The sequence below is a fragment of the Mesorhizobium sp. M0159 genome (genome assembly GCF_040322295.1).
In the GTDB taxonomy this organism is placed as follows: Bacteria; Pseudomonadota; Alphaproteobacteria; order Rhizobiales; family Rhizobiaceae; genus Mesorhizobium.
On sequence record NZ_JAMYTF010000059.1, the window covers coordinates 1 to 20000 of the forward strand.

Below are 20000 nucleotides of genomic sequence, written 5' to 3' on the forward strand. Positions count from 1 at the left end.
GCTCCGCGCCGCCTGGGTCCTCCTGTCCCGGCCCCCGCGCCGCCCCGGGCGGGCGGGGCGCGCTAGCCCCGGCCCGGGCACAAAACCCCCCGCGGCGGGGGCGCCGGGGGGCCCCCGCGCCCGTCTTTAGCCCCCACGAAGTCTTGGCACCCCCCGAAGTCTTGGCACCCCCTGCAAACGGCAATTCGAAATTGAGCGGCGCCATCACCGCACGTCCGTTGACGAGCTTGCCGTCGATGAGATTCATCGGCGGCGAGCCGACGAAGCTTGCCACGTAGGTGTCGCGCGGATTGTTATAGATCTCGTACGGCGTGCCGGTCTGGACGATGCGGCCATGGTTGAGCACGCCGACCTTGTCACCCATCGACATCGCCTCGATCTGATCATGCGTCACGAACAGGAAGGTGGCGCCAAGCTGCATCTGCAGGTTCTTCAATTCGGTGCGCAGCGCCTCGCGCAATTTGGCGTCGAGCGCCGACAACGGCTCGTCCATCAGGAATACCCGCGGCTTGCGCACGATGGCGCGACCGATCGAGACGCGCTGCATCTCGCCGCCTGAAAGCCTGTCGGTCTTGCGGTCGAGCAGATGCTCGATCCTCAGCGTCCTGGCCGCGCGGTCGACACGATCCTTGATCTCGGCATCGGGCAGCCGGCGGATCTTCGGCTTCAGCGGAAATTCGAGGTTCTGGCGCACCGTATAGCGCGGGTACAGCGAATATTGCTGCAGCACCAGCGCCACGTCACGCTCGGCCGCGCCCCAGTCGGCGACATCGACGCCGTCGATGAAGACCTGGCCTTCGCTCGGTTTTTCCAGGCCGGCAATCATGCGCAGCGTCGTCGTCTTGCCGGCGCCGGTCTCGCCAAGCAGAACGAAGAACTCGCCATCGGCGATGTCGAGATCGAGCCCGGTCAAAGCAGTATGGTTGCCGAACTTCTTCGAGATGTTCTTGAGCTGGATGTGGGCCATCAGAGTCTCACTCCCAGCGATTTGCCGCTCGCCGTGTCGAAGAAATGCGCCTGGCTGGGATCGATTCTGACGAAGACTCTTTCGCCGGGGCCGCCGATGAAGCCGCTCTTGGTGCGCGCACGCAGCATCTTGGAGCCGACCTTGAGGTCGACGATGTCGAAGGACCCGAGCGGCTCGACGATCTGCGTCTCCACCGGCAGGAACCCCTCGGCGGCTTCGCGGCGGACGAGGACGCCTTCCGGCCGGATGCCGAGCGCGAGTTGGCTGCCGGCATGGCCGTTGAGCTTCGACAGCAAGGCGCGCGGGAATTCGAAACCGGCGGCCGCATCGCCGACCGTGACCGAGGCCGATGAGGCTTTCTCGGTCACCGAAGTGTCGGCGACGTTCATCACCGGGCTGCCTACAAATTGCGCGACGAAAAGATTCGCCGGGTGCGAATAGACCTCGTCCGGCGAGCCGACCTGCTGCAGCACACCTTCATGCATGATGACGATGCGGTCGGCGAGGCTCATCGCCTCGATCTGGTCGTGGGTGACGTAGATGCTGGTCGAGCCCTGCTTGATGTGCAGCCGCTTGATCTCGGCCCGCATCTCCTCGCGCAGCTTGGCATCGAGCGCCCCGATCGGCTCGTCCATCAGCATCGCCTTCGGCCGCCGCACCAAGGCTCGGCCGATCGCCACGCGCTGCATGTCGCCGCCCGACAGCGCCGACGGTTTCTTGGCGAGGAGATCGCTGATCTGCAGCGTCTTGGCGACCGAGCGCACCTCGCTGTCGATCTCGGCCTTGCTCTTGCGCGTCGCCCTGAGCGGAAAGGCGATGTTCTCATAGACGCTCATATGCGGATAGAGCGAGAACGACTGGAAGACCATGGCGATATCGCGATCGGCGGCCTTGAGGTGCTGGACCGGCTTGCCGTCGATGAGGATGTCGCCGCCGTCGATCGTCTCCAGCCCGGCAATCGCCCTGAGCGTCGTCGTCTTCCCGCAGCCCGACTGGCCGAGCAGCACGATGAACTCGTTGTCGTCGATCTTCAGGTTGAGGTCCTTGATGACCTGGACGGCGCCGAAATATTTCTGGATGCCTCGAAGCTCGATCTGGGTCAATGCTGTGCCCCCGGATTTGCCCCTTGCCCGGTGCCGGCCTTCTCCTCCGGCGCGATCTTGGAGGTGATGTTGAAGCCGATCAGGCCGATCAGGATGATGGTCACGCCATAGCTGTGCAGCAGCATGTTCCATGGCTGGCAGAGCGCGATGATACCGAGCACCATCAGCACCTGGCTGCCCGGTTCGAGATATTTCTGGTTGATGTCGCGAAAGCTCATTTGCGGATCGCTCCAAACGACATGCCGCGCAACAGGTGGTTGCGGAGCAGGAAGGTGAAGATCGCGACCGGCAGCAGGAACAGGAAGGTTCCGGCGGCAATCACCGTCCAGTCCGGCAGGCCGGAACCGACCTGGCTGGGGATGAAGGGCGGTGCTGTCTGGGCACGGCGGCTGGTCATGATCAGTGCGAAGGCATATTCGTTCCACGCCGTGATAAAGCAGAACACGGCGGTGGCGGCGATGCCGGTGGCGGCCTCGGGCAGCACGATCTTGAAGAAGGCCTCCATGCGCGTATAGCCGTCGACGAGGGCCGCCTCCTCATACTCCTTGGGGATCTCGTCCATGAAGCCTTTCATCAGCCACACCGAGAAGGACAGGTTGAAGGCGGTGTAAAGGATGATCAGGCCGATATGGGAATCGTTGAGGCCGACCGCCCGGTACATCAGGAACATCGGAATGGCGACGACCACCGGCGGCAGCATGCGTGTCGACAGGATGAAGAACAGTAGGTCCGCCTCGCCTTTTACCTTGAAGCGCGAGAACCCATAGGCGGTGAAGGTGCCCATGCCGACGGCCAGGACGGTCGAGGTTATGGCAACGATCAGTGAGTTCATGAAACGGCTAGGATAGCCCGACCACTGCACCTGGCCCTTGCCGTCGCGCACGATCTTTTCGCCCCCATTGAAGACGACGCGCTCCCACCACGGCGCAGCCGCGTACTCCTCCGGCGACGGCGGGCTGCGCAGCTGCGAACGCTTGGTGAACAACTTGACGAAGGGCGATATCTCCGGCTGGAAAACCACCGTCGGCGGAATGGTGGTGGCGAGGTTGCGCGGCTTGAACGCCGTCGAGGCGATCCAGTAGATCGGCGCCAGGAAGATGATCGTCACCAGCAGGACAGCGACGATGGCGACCCGGTTGAAGGTGATTTCGGAAGAAGTGCGGACTGCGGCCATCTCAGCGCTCCTTCACCTTGTTGAGGTATTTGACATAGATGTTGGTGATCGCCAGCACCATGATCAGCACGATGTAGGCGAGCGCGCAGGAACGCCCGGTCTGCCATTCCTGGAACGCCATCTTGTAGAGCCGGATCGAGATCAGCTCGGCCGTCGGCTGGCTGGTCAGGATGTAGGCGAGGTCGAAGGTCTTGAACGCCTCCATGGTGCGGAAGATGACCGCGATCATCAGGATCGGCGCAACCAGCGGCAGCGTTATGCGGAAGAAGGTGTAGAACGGCCCGGCCCTGTCGATCGCGGCTGCCTCGTAGAGATGCTTGGGCACGGCCGACAGGCCGGCCAGCGACAACAGCATGACGAAGGGCGACCACATCCAGATGTCGGTCAGCGCGACCGCATAGAGCGCCATTTTCGGATCCGACAGCCATTCGAAGGTGCCGAGGCCCAGCGCATAATTGATGATGCCGAAGGACGGATCGTAGAGCAGCTTCCAGAACAGGCCGACGACGGCCATCGACAGCATCATCGGCAACAACAGGAGCGTCGTCAGCAGGCCCTTGAGCGGAATGTCGCGATTGAGCAGCATGGCCACGCCGAAGCCGACGAGCAGCTGGCCGGCGACCGAGATGATGACGTATTTTGCGGTGATGGCGAAGTTGGACCAGACATAGGGATCGCTGAGCAGGTCGCGGTAGTTTTGCAGCCCGACGAAATTCGCCGCCGCGCTGGTCGAGGCGCGGAAATCGGTGAACGAATAGCCCAGCGAATAGATCAGCGGGAAGATGTTGAAGACGATCAGAAACAGGATCGTCGGGATGATGAAGAGATTGCGGATCGAAATGTCGCTTAGACCGCGAGCGGCGGCCCGCGAGGACCTGTCCAGCGTGGTGATCATCGTGGTCGCCAAGACTCTGCTCCCGGTTCAAAAATCAGAAAAAGAAACGGAGGAGGCACGAACGCCCCCTCCGTGAAACTTCATACTTATTGGCCGCGGCCGTATTTCTTGAAGGTCGCGTTCCAGTCGGCTGCCAGTGCGTCCAGCGTCTCCTTGGCGGTGCCTTCGCCGCCGATCATGTAAGGATAGATGCGCTGGTTAAGCTGCTGCAGCAGTTCCGCGTATTCCGGAACCGCCCAGAAGTCCTTGACCTTGAACATGGTCTCGTAGAACGCCTTGTTGTAGGGCGTGGCGTTCTGGAATTCGGGCGACTTGAGCACGGCGGCACTGCAGGTGTAGCCGCCAAGCGCTGCCCATTTCTTCTGGGTCTCGTCCTTGATGAACCATTCCAGGAACTTCGTCGCCTCTTCCTGCTTCTGCGAGTAGGAAACGATGGAGATGCCCTGACCGCCGAGTGCGGCGAACTGGTCGCCGTTCGGGCCGGGAGGATTGGCGAAGAAACCGGTGTTCTTGGCATTCGGGTTCGACGCCTCGTTGATCAGTGAGGGGAAGAACGCGAAGTAGTTCATGCTCATCGCGGCCAGGTTTTCAGTGATCGCCTGGTTGTCCTCGACGAAGAACGACTTGGCCCAGCCCGGAGGCGTGAACTTGTAGAGTTCCTTGTAGGTGTCAAGCGCCGCGATCGCCTTGTCGGAGTTGATGAAGCCATCGACCTTGTAGGTCTTATAGTCACCCAGCTCGCCGCCGAAGGAGAACAGCGCGTTTTCGAAGCCCATCGCCATCGCGTCATAGGAATTGTCGGTGTAGATGGCGATGCCGTATTTTTTCTGGTCCGGCCGGTAGAAGAATTCGGCGATGTCGCGTAGCGCCTTGAAATCCTTCGGCACGTCGAGATCGTAGCCATACTTGGCCTTGAAGGCTTCCTTTTCCTTGGGGTCTTCGAACCAGTCCTTGCGATAGGACCAGCCGACGGCGTCGCCTTCGAGCGGAATGGCCCAGTACTTGCTGCTGCCGCCCGGATATTCGGCATAGTATTTCACCGTGGCCGGTGCCATCACTTCACCGACCTTGTGCTTGTTGAAGAAGTCGGTCAGGTCGACATAGTGGCCACCGGTCGAGCCGGCACCGAGCCATTGCGAGTCGCCGACGACCATATCGTAGGCGTCGCCATGGGCGTTGAACTCGGTGAAGGCCTTGGTCTGGAAGTCGGGCCACGGTGTGGTTTCCACCGTGATCTTGACGCCGGTTTCCTTCTCGTACTCGTTGCCGAGTTCCTGCAGGTAATTGGCCGGATCCCATTCCGCCCAGAAGATTGTAAGTTCCTTTTCCTGCGCGTAGACGGACGTTCCGCAGGCGAGCACTAGGCCGATACCAGCAAGCAAGCTGGTCATTGTCTTGCGCATAATGATTTCCTCCCTTGTGCGCATTCTACCGCGTCATGCGAGCCGGCGGCGAGGCCGGCCCTGGTAGTCCTCCCGTGACGGCACCGTTCCGGTTTTTGAGCCTCCTCGTTCGACCGAAACGGATCTTAGCCTTCACCCTTTGATCCGCTTTATTTGTCCTGATCTGGTATTACCAATTTCAGACGAACGTCAAGCTCTTTCTTGAACGGTGGCGGACACGCAGACAAGTTGGTTTCTGCGATATCTGTCTGTTTTCCCTGAATTTTCCTACTCCTTGATACATAAGTGCCTTACTTGGGCCGCTGCATCGCTAGTAGCACAAATGGTCAGGCTGAAAATCTGGTCGAACCAGATTGGCCTCATCTAACGGCCCTCGTCGGCGCGATCCCGTCACCTTCAGCCATCGATTCCGTCACCGCCGCACGCACCAGTGCGCCGGCCGCCCATTGCGCAACCGACATCATACTGCGGCTATCCAATCCCCATATATCCTTCAATACGATCAGCATCTCAACACCGAAGATCAATGACAGCGCCTGCGCGAGCCGCTTGAATTCGCGCGGCGGCAACCGGCCTTTGAGTGGCGCGATCGCATCTTTCAAAAGATCGACGCGATGGCCGCGCGTGAAGGCAGGTTCGCCGTCAAGCGTGCCTGCCTGTCGCTGCGCCCACTGGTCGAGCGACAGTTTCAGCGCCGCCTTGAACGTCGCTTCGAAGACCTCGATGCGCGGCATGGCGGTCTCGAACAGCTCAGCGACCCGGCGCTCGGGATCGGCAGAGCTCGATTTCCACGTAAGGATCGGCCCAAGCCCCTCATCGACCACCGCCTGCACCAACGCCGCCTGGCTCGGAAAATACCGATAGGCGGTGGCGCGCGAGACCTCCGCTGCCTCCGCCACCTCGCTGACGGAGGGCGTGGCGCCCGCCTGCATCAGCTTTGTCGCCGTCTCCAGCATGAGACGCCTGGTGCGCGCGCGGGCCCCGCGCTCTACCTGGGGGTTCGGCCCTTGGCTGGCATTGTCGTCCATTGCCGCTTGTTGACGTGAGACATTCATGTCAATACGATACGCGTGTCTCAAAAAATTGCAATGGCCCTTCGCGCCGTCGAACGGCCGGGCAAAAAGGGGCGGCAACGCCGAGCACGCCCAAGACCGGGGAAACGCGATGAAGCGCATCTATGTGGTGGGCACCGCCGACACCAAGGGCGAGGAACTCGCATTTCTGGCCGATGCGGTCGCGGCTACCGGCGCTTCGATTGCCCGTGTCGACATCGGAACACGCGGCGCGACCGTGCCGGTCGATGTTTCGGCAGACGAGGTCGCCAGCCATCATTCCGAGGGTCGCAATGCCGTGCTCGGCGTCGACGATCGCGGCACCGCGGTGGCGGCGATGGCTGCCGCCTTTGCCCGGTTTGTCCAGTCGCGCAGCGATATTGCCGGGATTATCGGCATTGGCGGCGGTGGCGGCACCTCGATCATCACCGCAGGCATGCGCACGCTGCCGCTCGGTCTGCCCAAGATCATGGTTTCGACGTTGGCCTCGGGTGACACCGCGCCTTACGTCGACGTCTCCGACATCGTCATGATGCCGTCGGTGACCGACATGGCCGGCCTCAACCGGCTTTCGCGTGTCGTGCTGCACAATGCCGCCCAGGCGATATCAGGCATGGCGACAAAGCCGGCGCCGCCGCCCGAGGGCAAACCGTCGCTCGGCCTCACCATGTTCGGCGTCACCACGCCATGCGTGACCGCGATCGCCGATGAGCTTCGTTCGACTTATGACTGCATGGTCTTTCATGCCACCGGCACCGGCGGCCGCACCATGGAAAAATTGGCCGACAGCGGCCTGTTGTCAGGCGTCATCGACATCACAACGACCGAAGTCTGCGACTTGGTGCTTGGCGGCGTGCTGCCGGCGACCGAAGATCGCTTTGGCGCCATCGCCCGCACCGGGCTGCCTTATGTCGGCTCGGTCGGCGCGCTCGACATGGTCAATTTCTGGGCGCCGCCGACAATTCCGGAACGCTATCGCGGCCGGCTGTTCTATGAGCACAATCCAAACGTCACACTGATGCGCACCACTGCCGACGAAAGCAGAACGATCGGCGAATGGATCGGCACAAGGCTGAGCCTCTGCCAGGGTCCGGTTCGTTTCCTCATTCCGGAGAAAGGCGTGTCGGCGCTCGACATTGAAGGCGGCGCCTTCTTCGACCCTGAAGCCGATGCCGCTTTGTTCGAGGCGATCGAGCGTACCATCAAACCCGCCAAAACGCGGCGCGTGCTGCGCCTGCCGCTTCATATCAACGACCCCGAATTCGCCTGGGCTGCCACAACGGCCTTCCTCGACATCGCCAGACAGTGAGACACCAAGACATGGCCGCCATACCGCGCAAGAAAATCCTGGAGAAATTCCGCAAGATGATCGCGGACGGCGTGCCGATCGTCGGCGGCGGTGCCGGCACCGGCCTGTCGGCCAAGGCAGAGGAAGCCGGCGGCATCGACCTGATCATCATCTACAATTCCGGCCGCTACCGCATGGCCGGGCGCGGCTCGGCCGCCGGCCTGCTCGCCTATGGCAACGCCAACGAGATCGTCAAGGAAATGGCCTACGAAGTGCTGCCGGTAGTGAAGAAGACGCCGGTGCTGGCCGGCGTCAACGGCACCGATCCCTTCGTCATCATGCCGCTGCTTTTGGCCGAGTTGAAGACGATGGGCTTTTCCGGTGTGCAGAACTTTCCGACCATCGGCCTGTTCGACGGCCAGATGCGGCAGAGTTTTGAAGAAACCGGCATGGGCTTCGGGCTCGAGGTCGACATGATCGCCGAGGCTCACAAACTCGACCTGTTGACCACGCCCTATGTCTTCAACCCAGACGAGGCGCGCGCCATGACAACAGCTGGCGCCGACATCGTCGTCGCCCATATGGGGGTGACCACCGGCGGCTCGATTGGCGCGACATCGGCTAAATCGCTGGACGACTGTGTGAGCGAGATCGACGCCATCGCCAAAGCGGCACGCTCAGTGCGCGAGGATATGATCCTGCTTTGCCATGGCGGGCCGATCTCGATCCCGGACGACGCCAGATATATTCTCGAGCGCTGCAAGGGCCTGCACGGGTTCTATGGCGCCAGTTCGATGGAGCGGCTGCCGGCGGAAGCCTCGATCGCCAGGCAGACGGCGGATTTCAAGGCCGTCACGTTCGGCGCTGCGTAGAGACCAGCAAAAAGAAGGGTGGGACGATGACCGACAACAGCAAGGTATTCGTATATCCAAAAGACGTTAGCGCCTTCGGCTTCGACTGGGGCAGGCTGTCGCTGACGGTCGCTCCCGAAGTGAACGGCGCAAAGCGATTTTCCGGTGGTGTCGTCGACCTACCGTCAGGCAAAGGCCATACGCGTCATAACCATCCGGGTGCGGAGGAGATCATCTTTGTCATCTCAGGCAATGGCGAGCAGATGGTCGAAGACGAGAAAGGCAACCCGGTCGTCGAGAAAGTCGGCCCCGGCTGCACCATCTATGTGCCGGAAAGCCGCTTCCACTCGACGCTCAATACCGGCGACGGGCCGATGCAGCTTTTCGTCGTCTATTCGCCGGCCGGGCCGGAACTGGCGTTGCGGGAGTTGCCGGATTTCAGGTTGATCCCGCCGGGCAGATAATGTCACAGGCTGAGGCCAATCTTCATCGCACGAGCGACCCTTGCTAGGTTGTTAGTATCGCTTCCCAGAGCGAGCCTATCCGGCAAAGTGGGGACATCGCGCTCTGATCGGAAAGCATCCGGCGAAGGTAAGCGCGCCACCCAATAGGACAAACAGTTTTCCGCTGCCTCTGGACCAAGCTGCCAGAGTACAAATCGAACAGCATTTTCAGGGAACATGAAGCCCGGAACTTCAGAACATGCGACCTGTTCGGCTAGTTTGCGCGGAACGTCGAAACGTTCGAAGAGCGGCAGGACAGTCGTTTGGATGTTGGCAACGATGTTCGCGATTTCAGCCTGGCGGGTATGCGGGTTTGCGATGTTCCATGTCCGCCAATGATGCGGGGTTCGCAAATTGCCAAGCTGTCCACCGGCGACCCAATCGCTGGCACTGGCGGGCCAAGCGCTTCGCTCGTCCCACTCCTTTATTGCCTTGCTGTAGACCGACGCATGCACGACGAGTTCGACGTACTCGCCGCCGACGTTCAGATAGTTTGATTGAAAGGAGATTTTGAATACCCAGTCGCCGGCCCGACGACTCGCATGAGGACCGCTTTTCGCAAAGCGGAACCCAATCGGTTCGAACTCCATGGAGATCTGCTCGCACCCGTCGATAAAGACCTGCTTGGGCAGTTCGGGTTCCATATCGGCAAATGCTCGCTGGCGTGACCAATTATTTGCTCGGACGAGGTAATCTCAAGAACGGGCTAGGTAACCAGCGCCTAAGCCGCCCCCGCCCCTGTTCCAGCCCCGGCCCCGATCGCCGAACATGACGTAACCGGCATCGGTCACCGCCACCGTGTCCTCCAGCTTGATGAAGCCGCGCGTCGGGTGGAGCATGGTCGTCTCGACCGAAAGCACCATGTTCTTCTCCAGCGGCTTTGCGGCATAGGTGCCTTCATAGGTCACCGGATGGTTGGTCATCAGGAACGGCGCTTCATGCGTGATCAGCCCCATGCCATGCGCGAAGAAATCAGTATAGGCCGCAACCTTGGATTTCTTCAGAACGCCTTCGGCACGAGAAATCATGTCACCGCCCAGCGTGCCCGCCTTGACCTTGGAGAAGGCCGCCTGCTGCACTGCCTCGATCTCGGCCAGCAGATCCTCGAGTTCGGCGTCAGGGTCGCCCAGCACGCCCATGCGGCAAAGATCGCCGATATAGCCGTGGTAGTTGCCGCCGGAATCGATCGACATCACCTCGCCCTTCCTCCACGCCTGCGGCGAGGCGGCGCGGTTGTGGCTGGAGCCTAGCGTCAACAGGCAATATTCGAAATGCGCGCCGCGATTGGTCTCCTCGCGCCTGAGCTGTTCGATGATCTCGCTCTTGGTCGTGCCTTCGCGTGCCCAGCCGATGGTCGCCAGCATGGAATCGGTGATCAGCTCCGAAGCGATGCGCAGCTCTTCCAGCTCCGCCTCGGTTTTGATTGCCCGCATGCGCTCCAGCATATCAGTCGCATCGATCAGCTTGGCATCCGGCAGCGCGTTGCGGATCAGCATATAGGCGTCGGACGGCAGGAAGGCGGGCTCGATGCCGATGCGGGCATTGCCCTTGCCGATCTTTCGCAAATGCTCGACCGCCAGATTGGCGGCATCGAGCGTACCCCAGCAGGCGGCATGCAGTGTCGGCGTCCAGAACGGATGATTCTGGTGCTCGCCGCCTTCCATGCGGTTGCCGATATAGGCGGCATGCTCCGGCCCACCTTTCTCATAGACGACGACAGGCAGATAACGGCTGTGGCCGATTGCATCCATGGCGGCGAAGAAGATGAACTTGTAGCCGCCAAGCAGATATTGCGTGTTGTGCTTGGAGGTGGCGAGCAGCACGTCGATGCCGGCCTCCTCCATCAGCCCGTCCACCCTGGCCTGGTCGAACGGCACGCTGCCGACGGCATTCTTGCCTGGGGCAATGTTCATGTCTCTCTCCCTGAAATCCCTTAGCCGGCCGCTCGCCGGCACCGGCTTTTCCGGCTCTGAACCTCGGCTATGCTTAAATCTGCATCATTTTGCCCGATCTGGTCCAGCCAGAACGGGCGAACCAGCCCCAAAAGCTGCTCCACCTGCTGCACTTTACTCCAGTCTGGTCCTGCTAGAACCGCGCGTCGAATCGTTTTCTGTACAACTGGTCCAGCGGACGGAAATTTCAAAGCCACGTAGAGATGCGCCAATTCCGTCTTTGGCGAAACCCCGCACAAGGCCCATAATCAGCTTTGCAGGATGCTTACGAGCGTCCGAGGGGTACGGCGGACCCGGCCGGGTCCGCGGAGAGGACGGAGTTCGATCATGCCAGAGTTCACCATTTCCAGACGTACAATGCTGGCCGGTTCGGCATTGCTGTTGGCCTCCACCGCCATGCCGACGATCGGCTCGGCGCAGACGCCGAGAAAGGGCGGACGACTGGTTGTCGCCGCCGATTCCGAGCCGCGCAATCTCAATCCGGCGATTGTCGCCTCGAACGGCGTCTTCTTCATTTCGAGCAAGATCGTGGAAACCTTGGCCGAGGCCTCCTTCGGCGGCAAGGACGGGCTCGATCCGCGCCTGGCGCTCAGCTGGGAAGGTGCCGCCGACGGCCTGTCGGTGACGTTCAAACTGCGCGAGGGCGTCAAATGGCATGATGGGAAGCCATTCACCTCAGCCGATGTCGCCTTCTCGGCGCTGCAGGTCTGGAAGCCGCTGCAGAATCTCGGCCGCACCGTGTTCAAGGATCTGGAGGCGGTCGACACGCCGGACGAAGCCACCGCCGTGTTCAAATTCGCCAAGCCGACACCGTTCCAGCTGATCCACAACGCCTTGCCGGCGCTGAGCAGCGTGGTGCCCAAGCACATCTACGAGACCGGAAAGATCGAGGACAACCCGGCCAACAACGCCCCGGTCGGCACCGGACCGTTCAAATTTGCCGAACACAAGCCCGGCGAATATTACCGGCTGGAGAAGAACACCGACTATTGGGGCAAGGACGAGCCCTATCTCGACGAGATCATCTATCAGGTGCTGCCGGACCGCACGTCGGCGGCCAGCGCCCTGGAAGCCGAAGAGATCCAGCTCGCCGCCTTCTCCGCCGTGCCCCTGGCCGATCTCGACCGCATCTCCAAAGTGCCCGGTCTCAAGGTGATCACCAAGGGTTATGAAGGGCTGACCTACCAGCTCGTCGTCGAGATCAATCATCGCCGCAAGGAGCTGGCCGACCTGAAAGTACGCCAGGCGATCGCTCACGCCATCGACAAGGATTTCGTCGTCAAGACGGTATTCCTTGGCTATGCCGCCACCGCCACTGGCCCGGTGCCGAAAAACGACCCGCAATTCTACACCGCCGACGTGCCGACCTACGCCTTCGACGTCGCCAAGGCCAACGCCTTGCTTGACGAGGCCGGCTACAGCCGGGGCGATGACGGCAAGCGCTTTTCACTGAGATTGCTGCCGGCGCCTTACTTCAACGAAACCAAGCAGTTCGGCGACTATCTGCGCCAGGCGCTCGCCGCCATCGGCATCGACGCCCAGCTGGTCAACAACGACTCTGCCGCGCACATCAAGGCGGTTTACACCGACCACGCCTTCGACCTTGCGGTCGGGCCGCCGGTGTTCCGCGGCGATCCGGCGATCTCGACCACCATCCTGGTGCAGAGCGGTATTCCCGACGGCGTGCCCTTCTCCAACCAGGGTGGCTACAAGAATGCCGATCTCGACGCCCTGATCGCCAAGGCATCGGAGACGCTCGACACCGCCGCCCGCACCGAACTCTACAAGGAGTTCCAGAGAAAAGTTGCCGCCGACCTGCCACTGATCAACGTCGCCGAATGGAGTTTCATCAGCGTCGCCCGCGATACGGTCAACAACATCGCCAACAACCCGCGCTGGGCGGTATCGAACTGGGCGGACACTTGGCTGGAGGGGTAAGGAAGTCTCTTCAGACTTGCGCGCCGCTTGTGTGGGTGCTCAGCTTCAGCGATGAGAGCTTTTTCGCGCCCCCCTCTGTCCTGCCCTCTTTGCCACCACTTGGCATCTCCCCCACGAGCGGGGAGATCGGCTGTCATTGTCGCTTTTGCCAATCTCCAGCGTTGCAAGACGGCCGGCAACGCCGAAACTGCCAATCTCCCTCCTTGTGGGGGAGATGTCCGGCAGGACAGAGGGGGGCGCCGTAGAGCGCGGCACCGAAGACTTGGCTCTCCTATCGGCGTTGCGCCATGACCCGCGCCGTCATCCTCCTTCGCCGCCGTCTCGTCGGCAGCATCTTCGTGCTGCTGATTGTCGTCATTGGCACCTTCCTGCTGCTCGAAGCCGCTCCCGGCGACGCGGTCGATGCCTATATCGTCTCGACCGGCGGCGACGCCGGCATGATCGAGCTGTTGCGTCACCGCTGGGGGCTCGACCAGTCTGAGCTGACGCGGCTGGCCAATTACCTTTGGGCGCTGCTGCATCTCGACCTTGGCCAGTCGGTCACCTTTTCGCGGCCGATCCGCGAAGTCGTCCTCGAGCGCCTGCCCAACACGCTTCTGTTGATGGGGAGCGCCACCGCGCTCTCCTTCGGCCTCGGCTCGGCGCTCGGCATCTATGCCGGCGCCAGACCCGGCAGCTTCCGTGATCGTTTCCTGTCCATCGGCTCGCTGGCGCTCTATGCCGTGCCGGGCTTCTGGCTCGGGCTTGTGCTGATCATTGTCTTCGCCGTCGACCTGCGCTGGTTTCCGATCGGCGGCATCGAGAGTATCGTCTCGGCCAGGACCGGCCTCGATCGCGCCGCCGATATCGCCCGCCATCTCGTCCTGCCGGTTTCGGCGCTCGGCTTCATTTATCTCGCGCTCTATCTGCGCATGACGCGCGCCGGCATGGCCGAGGTGTGGCGACAGGACTTTGTGCTGGCCGCCCGTGCCAGGGGACTTTCCCGCCGTCGCATCGTGCTCGCTCACGTCGCCCGTAACGCGCTGTTGCCGCTGGTCACCATGCTCGGCCTGCAATCCGCGCAGATGTTGGGCGGCAGCGTCGTGATCGAGAGCGTCTTTTCCGTCCCCGGCCTAGGCCGACTGGCGCAGGAAGCGGTGGCCGCGCGGGATACCCCACTACTGCTCGGCATTATTCTCACCAGCGCTGTCCTGGTCGTCATCATCAACGTTCTCGTCGACATCGCCTACGTCTTCCTCGATCCGCGCGTCGGCGCCAGTGAGGCCAGCGCATGAGTCCGCTTGCCCGCTTCCTGCGCACGCCGGAGGCTGTCGCCGGCGCGGTCATCCTGGCGGCGCTGTTTGCCATGGTTTTTGCCGCGCCTTTGTTCTTTCCCGGCGATCCGCAGGCGATTGCCGGACCGGCATTGCTGCCGCCCTTCCAGGATTGGTCGCTGCCGCTCGGCACCGACCGGCTCGGCCGCGACGTGCTAGCCGAGCTTCTCCACGGCGCCCGCACCTCGCTGGCGGTCGGGCTGGCAGCAGCAGCCGTCGCCCTTGCCGTCGGCGCCATAATCGGCACGTTGGCCGGTTTTGCTGGCGGCGTTGTCGACGAGATGCTGATGCGCATCGCCGACGCGTTCCAGACCGTGCCAGCCTTCCTGCTGGCTTTGGCTTTCGTGAGCATTGTCGGGCCGTCGCTCGGCGTCGTCGTCGCGGCGATCGCGCTTGGCGCCTGGACCGGACCGGCACGCGTGGCGCGGGCCGAAGTGCTGTCGATCCGCGAGCGCGATTTTGTTGCCGGCGCCCGCGTCATCGGCATGCATCCGTTGGAGATCGCCTTTCGGGAGGTGCTCCCCAATGCGCTGCCGCCGGTAATGGCTTTGTCGTCGGTGATCGTCGCCGCGGCGATTCTCACCGAAGCGGCATTGTCCTTTCTCGGCCTCGGCGATCCCAACCGGGTTACCTGGGGCGGCATGATCGCCGAAGGCCGCGCCGTGCTGCGCACCGCGCCCTTCCTGTCGATCATTCCGGGCGTAGCGCTCGTGCTCACCGTGCTCGGCGTCTATCTCGCCGGCGAAGGCGTCGTCGAGACCACGGCGATGAGGAGGAGCCTGTCGTGACGGCGCTTGCTTCGATCCGCAATCTGACGGTGACCTATCGCCGTGACGGCGCCGAGGTAGCGGCGCTGAAGAATGTCGGCTTCGACATCACCGCCGGCGAGCGCTTTGCCATCATCGGTGAAAGCGGTTCGGGCAAGAGCACGCTGGCGCTGGCCATTGCCGACCTGCTGCCGGCCACCGCCAGGATCGAAGGCCGCATCGATTGGCTCTTGCGCCCGCCACCAATGTTTGGTGCCAAGGCACCCCCCTCTGTCCTGCCGGACATCTCCCCCTCAAGGGGGGAGATCGGCAGTTCCGCAGCCGGTTCCTTTCCGCCAGCTTCGGTGATTGGCGAAGGCAGAGATGAAAGTGCAATCTCCCCCCTTGTGGGGGAGATGTCCGGCAGGACAGAGGGGGGTGCGACGGGACGCCAACCTGCAAGCCTTCGCGACCATGCTCCAATCGGTGGCCGTGACATCGGCTTCATTTTCCAGGACCCATCCGCAAGTCTCGACCCGGTGATGCCAATCGGCAAGCAGATCGCGGAAGTCGCGTGCACTCATCTCAGCCTCAGTTGGCGAGACGCCTATGCCAAGGCAAAAACCCTGCTCGAGCGCGTCCGCCTGCCCGATCCGGACGCTGCCCTCTGCGCCTTCCCGCACCAGCTCTCCGGCGGCCAGAAGCAGCGTGTGGCGATCGCCGCGGCGATTGCTGCCGGTCCGAAACTGCTGATCGCCGACGAGGCGACCAGCGCGCTGGATACGATCGTGCAGGCCGAGATCGTCGGGCTGATCCGGCGACTGGTGGCCGAGGACGGTATGACGCTGCTGTTCATCAGCCACGACATTGCGCTGGCCGCTGAGCTTGCGGAGCGCATCGCGGTGTTCCGGCATGGCGAGCTGCTCGAGCTCGGTTCGACAGCCCAAATCGTCAATGCGCCGCGTCACGCATACACTCGTGTGCTGCTTGACGCTCATCTCGGCCTCGACGCCGAGCCGCTGTTGCGGCGAACATGACCGACCCGCTGCTCGCCGTTTCCGGCCTGACCAAACGATACAGTCGCGGCGGCAAGATCATCGCCGCGGTCGACGACGTTTCCTTCCACATCGACCCCGGCGAGACGCTGGCGCTAGCCGGACCTTCCGGCAGCGGCAAGTCGACGATAGCTCGTCTAGTGCTCCGGCTCATCGAATTCGATACCGGCCGTATCGAATTTGAAGGCAGCGATTTCCTGTCGCTGAACGGCGCTGCCTTGCGCGGCCGGCGCGCCCGTCTTCAGATGGTGTTTCAGGATCCGCTCGCCGCCTTGAACCCACGCGCCACAGTCGCGCGTGTGCTCGACGACCCCTTGCGCATCCATCACATTGCCTCTGGCCCCGAGCGCCCGCGCCGTATTGCAGCTCTGCTGGAACGCGTCGGCCTCAGCCCCGGTCTCGCCGGCCGCGCCATTCACGAAATTTCCGGCGGTCAGCGCCAGCGCGTTGCAATCGCCCGCGCCATCGCCACGAAACCGTCGCTGGTCGTGCTCGACGAGGCCGTGTCGGCGCTCGACGTTTCGGTTCGTGCGCAGATCCTGCAACTGCTGCTCGACCTTCAACGCGAGGAGCGCATCGCCTATCTATTCATTTCGCACGATCTCGGCGTCGTCCGTGCCATCGCCCACCGCATGGCCATTCTGGACGCCGGGCGGATTGCCGAGAGCGGCGATGCCCGCACCGTCATCGACGCGCCGCAATCCGCGATCGGCAAGGCGCTGGTAGCGGCAGCGCCAAGACTGTCAAGGCTCGAACAGGACGCATCATGACCGACGCCGAAGCCCGAGCCGAAAAACTGTCGCGCGAACTCGATTCCGCCTTCCGCAACCGCGCCGATCTCTATCGTCTGTTCCTCGACGAGCTAACCGCGGAGTTGGGCGCGGAAAAAGCCGAGGCGATTATGATCCGTATAATCGAACAACGCGGCAAGGAGGTTGCGGCGGCGGCCTTTGCCGATTTCGGCCCGAACGATGCACCGGCGATCGGCGAGGCGTTCCTGGCCGTCAGCCCGGATGGCGGCCGCATGTATCCGACCGACGTCGAACGCAGCCAAGGCCGCATCGCCTTCAAGGTCAAGCGCTGTCCGCTGAAGGACGCCTGGGTCGAAGCCGGCGTCGGCGACGAGAAGCTCGCCACGCTCTGCCGAATCGCCGGCGCCTTCGACCGCGGCCTGTTCGAGGCCACCGGAGTGCGCTTCGACAACGTCACCTGGACGCCGGGCCACGGTTCCGGCTGCTGCCACATCGCCTTGACCAACCGGGATGCCGGCTAGAGCTGCATCCATGCAGCACATTCAGGTGCCGGCAGGACGTGGAACTTCGTCGCGGCGCGCGAGCTTCGGTGTTTGGCAGCACGCCCCAAAACAAAAAAACCCCGGCGCTGTAAGGCTACCGGGGTTTTTGCGGGGGCTGGACCTGCCTTGGTGTCTCGCTGTGTCTGCTTCGTGCGAGTCCCTGACGGGGATCGAACCAATCGGCCAGCAAAACGAAAACGGCCCGCACAAGGCGGGCCGTTTTCGAATTTGGTTGCGGGGACAGGATTTGAACCTGTGACCTTCAGGTTATGAGCCTGACGAGCTACCGGGCTGCTCCACCCCGCGTCAACCCTAGAAGTAAGCCTTGGCTCACTGGATTCAAGCTTCCGCCAAATGAAAAGGCCGCTTGCGCGGCCCGATATCCCGTTGGCGGGCCTGTTCGTAAGGAGAAGATTAAACAACGTGCGCTTGGCAGACCTGGCAGCGACCTACTCTCCCGCGTCTTGAGACGAAGTACCATCAGCGCTGGAGCGTTTCACGGCCGAGTTCGGAATGGGATCGGGTGCAGCCGCTCCGCCATAACCACCAGGTCGGCAAAACGCACGTTGCTCGAGAAGCTGTTTTCTGTGCCATCCATCTCGGCGCAATCCAAGGATTGTCACCAGAAATGGGCATTAGGAATGAGAACGATCAAGCCGATCGAACTATTAGTACCGGTAAGCTTCAAGCGTTGCCGCTCTTCCACACCCGGCCTATCAACGTGGTCGTCTTCCACGGTTCTCAGGGAATACTCGTTTTAAGGTGGGTTTCCCGCTTAGATGCCTTCAGCGGTTATCCCGTCCGGATATAGCTACCCTGCTATGCGGCTGGCGCCACAACAGGTCCACCAGAGATCCGTCCATCCCGGTCCTCTCGTACTAGGGACAGATCCTTTCAATATTCCTACACCCACGGCAGATAGGGACCGAACTGTCTCACGACGTTCTGAACCCAACTCACGTACCGCTTTAAATGGCGAACAGCCATACCCTTGGGACCTGCTCCAGCCCCAGGATGCGATGAGTCGACATCGAGGTGCCAAACAACCCCGTCGATATGGACTCTTGGGGGTCATCAGCCTGTTATCCCCGGCGTACCTTTTATCCGTTGAGCGATGGCCCTTCCACGCGGGACCACCGGATCACTATGACCGACTTTCGTCTCTGCTCGACTTGTCAGTCTCGCAGTCAGGCAGGCTTATGCCATTGCACTCAGCGAACGATTTCCGACCGTTCTGAGCCCACCATCGCGCGCCTCCGTTACTCTTTAGGAGGCGACCGCCCCAGTCAAACTACCCACCATACATTGTCCCGGACCCGGATAACGGGCCGCGGTTAGACATCCATAGTGATAAGGGTGGTATTTCAAGGGTGGCTCCGCCTGAGCTGGCGCCCAGGTTTCAAAGCCTACCACCTATCCTACACATGCCACTACGAATGCCAATGTAAAGCTATAGTAAAGGTGCACGGGGTCTTTCCGTCTAACCGCAGGAACCCCGCATCTTCACGGGGAATTCAATTTCACTGAGTCTATGCTGGAGACAGCGGGGAAGTCGTTACGCCATTCGTGCAGGTCGGAACTTACCCGACAAGGAATTTCGCTACCTTAGGACCGTTATAGTTACGGCCGCCGTTTACTGGGGCTTCGATTCAGAGCTTGCACCCCTCCTCTTAACCTTCCAGCACCGGGCAGGCGTCAGACCCTATACGTCGTCTTGCGACTTCGCAGAGCCCTGTGTTTTTGATAAACAGTCGCTACCCCCTGGTCTGTGCCACCCTCCCATGCTTGCGCATGAAAGGGTCACGCTTCTTCCGAAGTTACGCGTGCAATTTGCCGAGTTCCTTCAGCATAGTTCTCTCAAGCGCCTTGGTATACTCTACCAGTCCACCAGTGTCGGTTTCGGGTACGGTCTATAAGGAGGAGCTATTTCCTGGAACCACGCAGCAGCCCTTTCAATCCGATAAGATTGGACTACCTCAATGATCCGTCACTTCCTCCAGGCCCACGAATATTAACGTGGTTCCCATCGTCTACGCATTTCTGCCTCGACTTAGGGGCCGGCTAACCCTGCTCAGATTAGCTTTAAGCAGGAACCCTTGGACTTTCGGCGGGGGAGTCTCTCACTCCCCTTACGTTACTCATGTCAGCATTCGCACTTCTGATACCTCCACCACCCCTCACGGGTATGGCTTCATCAGCTTACAGAACGCTCCGCTACCGCTTGCATTGCTGCAAACCCTAAGCTTCGGTGTATGGCTTTAGCCCCGTTACATTTTCGGCGCAAAGACCCTTATTTAGACCAGTGAGCTGTTACGCTTTCTTTAAATGATGGCTGCTTCTAAGCCAACATCCTGGTTGTTTTGGGATCCTCACATCCTTTCCCACTTAGCCATAACTTGGGGACCTTAGCTGTAGGTCAGGGTTGTTTCCCTTTTCACGACGGACGTTAGCACCCGCCGTGTGTCT

General features: G+C 61.6%; 18 protein-coding genes, 1 tRNA gene and 2 rRNA genes (1 of these 21 running past the window's edge). 9 read left to right on the forward strand and 12 right to left on the reverse strand.

Going from position 1 to position 20000, the window contains the following annotated elements; all coding sequences use genetic code 11:
- The 7 genes from NKJ32_RS30960 to NKJ32_RS30990 form a co-directional block, all read right to left on the reverse strand.
- Nucleotides 1-967 (reverse strand): ABC transporter ATP-binding protein (locus NKJ32_RS30960; RefSeq protein ID WP_352829905.1); only part of this gene is annotated, 967 nt, incomplete at its 3' end.
- Nucleotides 967-2070 carry an ABC transporter ATP-binding protein gene (locus NKJ32_RS30965; protein WP_352568289.1) on the reverse strand — a complete coding sequence of 368 codons (1104 nt, stop codon included), beginning with the start codon at nt 2068-2070 and terminating at the stop codon, nt 967-969. The genes NKJ32_RS30965 and NKJ32_RS30960, both read right to left, overlap by 1 nt.
- Entirely contained in the window at nt 2067-2288 is a 222-nt protein-coding gene (locus NKJ32_RS30970; RefSeq protein ID WP_023675179.1) for a hypothetical protein, read from the reverse strand. Before NKJ32_RS30970 ends, NKJ32_RS30965 begins: the two co-directional genes overlap by 4 nt.
- Entirely contained in the window at nt 2285-3244 is a 960-nt protein-coding gene (locus NKJ32_RS30975; RefSeq protein ID WP_292661213.1) for a carbohydrate ABC transporter permease, read from the reverse strand. Before NKJ32_RS30975 ends, NKJ32_RS30970 begins: the two co-directional genes overlap by 4 nt.
- 1 nt (nt 3245) lies before the next feature.
- The gene (locus tag NKJ32_RS30980) at nt 3246-4151 is read right to left on the reverse strand and encodes a carbohydrate ABC transporter permease (protein WP_023722315.1); all 906 of its coding nucleotides are present in this window, start codon (nt 4149-4151) and stop codon (nt 3246-3248) included.
- 74 nt (nt 4152-4225) lie between these two features.
- Nucleotides 4226-5542 (reverse strand): ABC transporter substrate-binding protein, encoded by a 1317-nt coding sequence (locus tag NKJ32_RS30985; protein ID WP_352754557.1) that lies wholly within the window; start codon nt 5540-5542, stop codon nt 4226-4228.
- Nucleotides 5543-5901: 359 nt separating this feature from the next.
- Nucleotides 5902-6570: a TetR/AcrR family transcriptional regulator gene (locus NKJ32_RS30990; RefSeq protein WP_352594868.1), complete on the reverse strand. Its 669-nt coding sequence runs from the start codon at nt 6568-6570 to the stop codon at nt 5902-5904.
- A gap of 136 nt (nt 6571-6706) precedes the next feature.
- Between NKJ32_RS30990 and NKJ32_RS30995 the strand changes: the two genes are divergently transcribed.
- From NKJ32_RS30995 to NKJ32_RS31005, 3 genes are read left to right on the forward strand one after another with little or no spacing between them, the layout of a single operon-like run.
- Nucleotides 6707-7903: a Tm-1-like ATP-binding domain-containing protein gene (locus NKJ32_RS30995; protein WP_352456828.1), complete on the forward strand. Its 1197-nt coding sequence runs from the start codon at nt 6707-6709 to the stop codon at nt 7901-7903.
- Between the two features lie 11 nt (nt 7904-7914).
- Nucleotides 7915-8754, forward strand: a complete 840-nt coding sequence (locus NKJ32_RS31000) for a phosphoenolpyruvate hydrolase family protein (RefSeq protein WP_352568291.1) — start codon at nt 7915-7917, stop codon at nt 8752-8754.
- Between the two features lie 26 nt (nt 8755-8780).
- The gene (locus tag NKJ32_RS31005) at nt 8781-9197 is read left to right on the forward strand and encodes a cupin domain-containing protein (RefSeq protein ID WP_352456830.1); all 417 of its coding nucleotides are present in this window, start codon (nt 8781-8783) and stop codon (nt 9195-9197) included.
- 2 nt (nt 9198-9199) lie between these two features.
- Here the strand turns inward: NKJ32_RS31005 and NKJ32_RS31010 are convergent, their stop codons facing one another.
- A complete protein-coding gene (locus NKJ32_RS31010; RefSeq protein WP_352754559.1) occupies nt 9200-9880 on the reverse strand; it encodes a DUF4304 domain-containing protein in 681 nt (226 codons plus the stop codon).
- Nucleotides 9881-9931: 51 nt separating this feature from the next.
- Complete coding sequence (locus tag NKJ32_RS31015) at nt 9932-11149, reverse strand: M24 family metallopeptidase (RefSeq protein ID WP_352620176.1); 1218 nt, start codon at nt 11147-11149, stop codon at nt 9932-9934.
- A 366-nt stretch (nt 11150-11515) separates the two neighbouring features.
- Here NKJ32_RS31015 and NKJ32_RS31020 point away from each other — a divergent pair, with 366 nt between their 5' ends.
- From NKJ32_RS31020 to NKJ32_RS31045, 6 genes are all read left to right on the forward strand, one after another.
- Entirely contained in the window at nt 11516-13126 is a 1611-nt protein-coding gene (locus NKJ32_RS31020; protein WP_352620174.1) for an ABC transporter substrate-binding protein, read from the forward strand.
- Nucleotides 13127-13413: 287 nt separating this feature from the next.
- The gene (locus tag NKJ32_RS31025) at nt 13414-14400 is read left to right on the forward strand and encodes an ABC transporter permease (RefSeq protein WP_352568295.1); all 987 of its coding nucleotides are present in this window, start codon (nt 13414-13416) and stop codon (nt 14398-14400) included.
- Nucleotides 14397-15227: an ABC transporter permease gene (locus NKJ32_RS31030; protein WP_352568296.1), complete on the forward strand. Its 831-nt coding sequence runs from the start codon at nt 14397-14399 to the stop codon at nt 15225-15227. Before NKJ32_RS31025 ends, NKJ32_RS31030 begins: the two co-directional genes overlap by 4 nt.
- Nucleotides 15224-16222, forward strand: a complete 999-nt coding sequence (locus NKJ32_RS31035; RefSeq protein WP_352829909.1) for an ABC transporter ATP-binding protein — start codon at nt 15224-15226, stop codon at nt 16220-16222. The genes NKJ32_RS31030 and NKJ32_RS31035 overlap by 4 nt, the downstream gene beginning before the upstream one ends.
- Nucleotides 16219-17010, forward strand: coding sequence for an ATP-binding cassette domain-containing protein (locus NKJ32_RS31040; RefSeq protein ID WP_352568298.1), 792 nt, complete (start codon nt 16219-16221; stop codon nt 17008-17010). Before NKJ32_RS31035 ends, NKJ32_RS31040 begins: the two co-directional genes overlap by 4 nt.
- Nucleotides 17007-17513, forward strand: coding sequence for an L-2-amino-thiazoline-4-carboxylic acid hydrolase (locus NKJ32_RS31045; RefSeq protein ID WP_352568299.1), 507 nt, complete (start codon nt 17007-17009; stop codon nt 17511-17513). The genes NKJ32_RS31040 and NKJ32_RS31045 overlap by 4 nt, the downstream gene beginning before the upstream one ends.
- Nucleotides 17514-17763: 250 nt before the next feature.
- On the opposite strand, the gene NKJ32_RS31050 is transcribed toward NKJ32_RS31045, so the two are convergent.
- The 3 genes from NKJ32_RS31050 to NKJ32_RS31060 all read right to left on the reverse strand — a co-directional run.
- Nucleotides 17764-17840 (reverse strand) — tRNA-Met (locus tag NKJ32_RS31050).
- Between the two features lie 130 nt (nt 17841-17970).
- Nucleotides 17971-18085, reverse strand: a 5S ribosomal RNA gene (gene rrf, locus NKJ32_RS31055).
- Between the two features lie 96 nt (nt 18086-18181).
- Nucleotides 18182-20000, reverse strand: a 23S ribosomal RNA gene (locus NKJ32_RS31060); it runs 980 nt beyond the window's last position.

What these genes read in the sequence shown, in the direction of transcription:
- NKJ32_RS30970 (WP_023675179.1), bottom strand. Translation starts at nt 2,288, where the DNA reads ATGAGCTTTCGCGACATCAACCAGAAATATCTCGAACCGGGCAGCCAG.
- NKJ32_RS30975 (WP_292661213.1), bottom strand. Translation starts at nt 3,244, where the DNA reads ATGGCCGCAGTCCGCACTTCTTCCGAAATCACCTTCAACCGGGTCGCC.
- NKJ32_RS30985 (WP_352754557.1), bottom strand. Translation starts at nt 5,542, where the DNA reads ATGCGCAAGACAATGACCAGCTTGCTTGCTGGTATCGGCCTAGTGCTC.
- NKJ32_RS30990 (WP_352594868.1), bottom strand. Translation starts at nt 6,570, where the DNA reads ATGGACGACAATGCCAGCCAAGGGCCGAACCCCCAGGTAGAGCGCGGG.
- NKJ32_RS30995 (WP_352456828.1), top strand. Translation starts at nt 6,707, where the DNA reads ATGAAGCGCATCTATGTGGTGGGCACCGCCGACACCAAGGGCGAGGAA.
- NKJ32_RS31000 (WP_352568291.1), top strand. Translation starts at nt 7,915, where the DNA reads ATGGCCGCCATACCGCGCAAGAAAATCCTGGAGAAATTCCGCAAGATG.
- NKJ32_RS31005 (WP_352456830.1), top strand. Translation starts at nt 8,781, where the DNA reads ATGACCGACAACAGCAAGGTATTCGTATATCCAAAAGACGTTAGCGCC.
- NKJ32_RS31010 (WP_352754559.1), bottom strand. Translation starts at nt 9,880, where the DNA reads ATGGAACCCGAACTGCCCAAGCAGGTCTTTATCGACGGGTGCGAGCAG.
- NKJ32_RS31015 (WP_352620176.1), bottom strand. Translation starts at nt 11,149, where the DNA reads ATGAACATTGCCCCAGGCAAGAATGCCGTCGGCAGCGTGCCGTTCGAC.
- NKJ32_RS31020 (WP_352620174.1), top strand. Translation starts at nt 11,516, where the DNA reads ATGCCAGAGTTCACCATTTCCAGACGTACAATGCTGGCCGGTTCGGCA.
- NKJ32_RS31025 (WP_352568295.1), top strand. Translation starts at nt 13,414, where the DNA reads ATGACCCGCGCCGTCATCCTCCTTCGCCGCCGTCTCGTCGGCAGCATC.
- NKJ32_RS31030 (WP_352568296.1), top strand. Translation starts at nt 14,397, where the DNA reads ATGAGTCCGCTTGCCCGCTTCCTGCGCACGCCGGAGGCTGTCGCCGGC.
- NKJ32_RS31040 (WP_352568298.1), top strand. Translation starts at nt 16,219, where the DNA reads ATGACCGACCCGCTGCTCGCCGTTTCCGGCCTGACCAAACGATACAGT.
- NKJ32_RS31045 (WP_352568299.1), top strand. Translation starts at nt 17,007, where the DNA reads ATGACCGACGCCGAAGCCCGAGCCGAAAAACTGTCGCGCGAACTCGAT.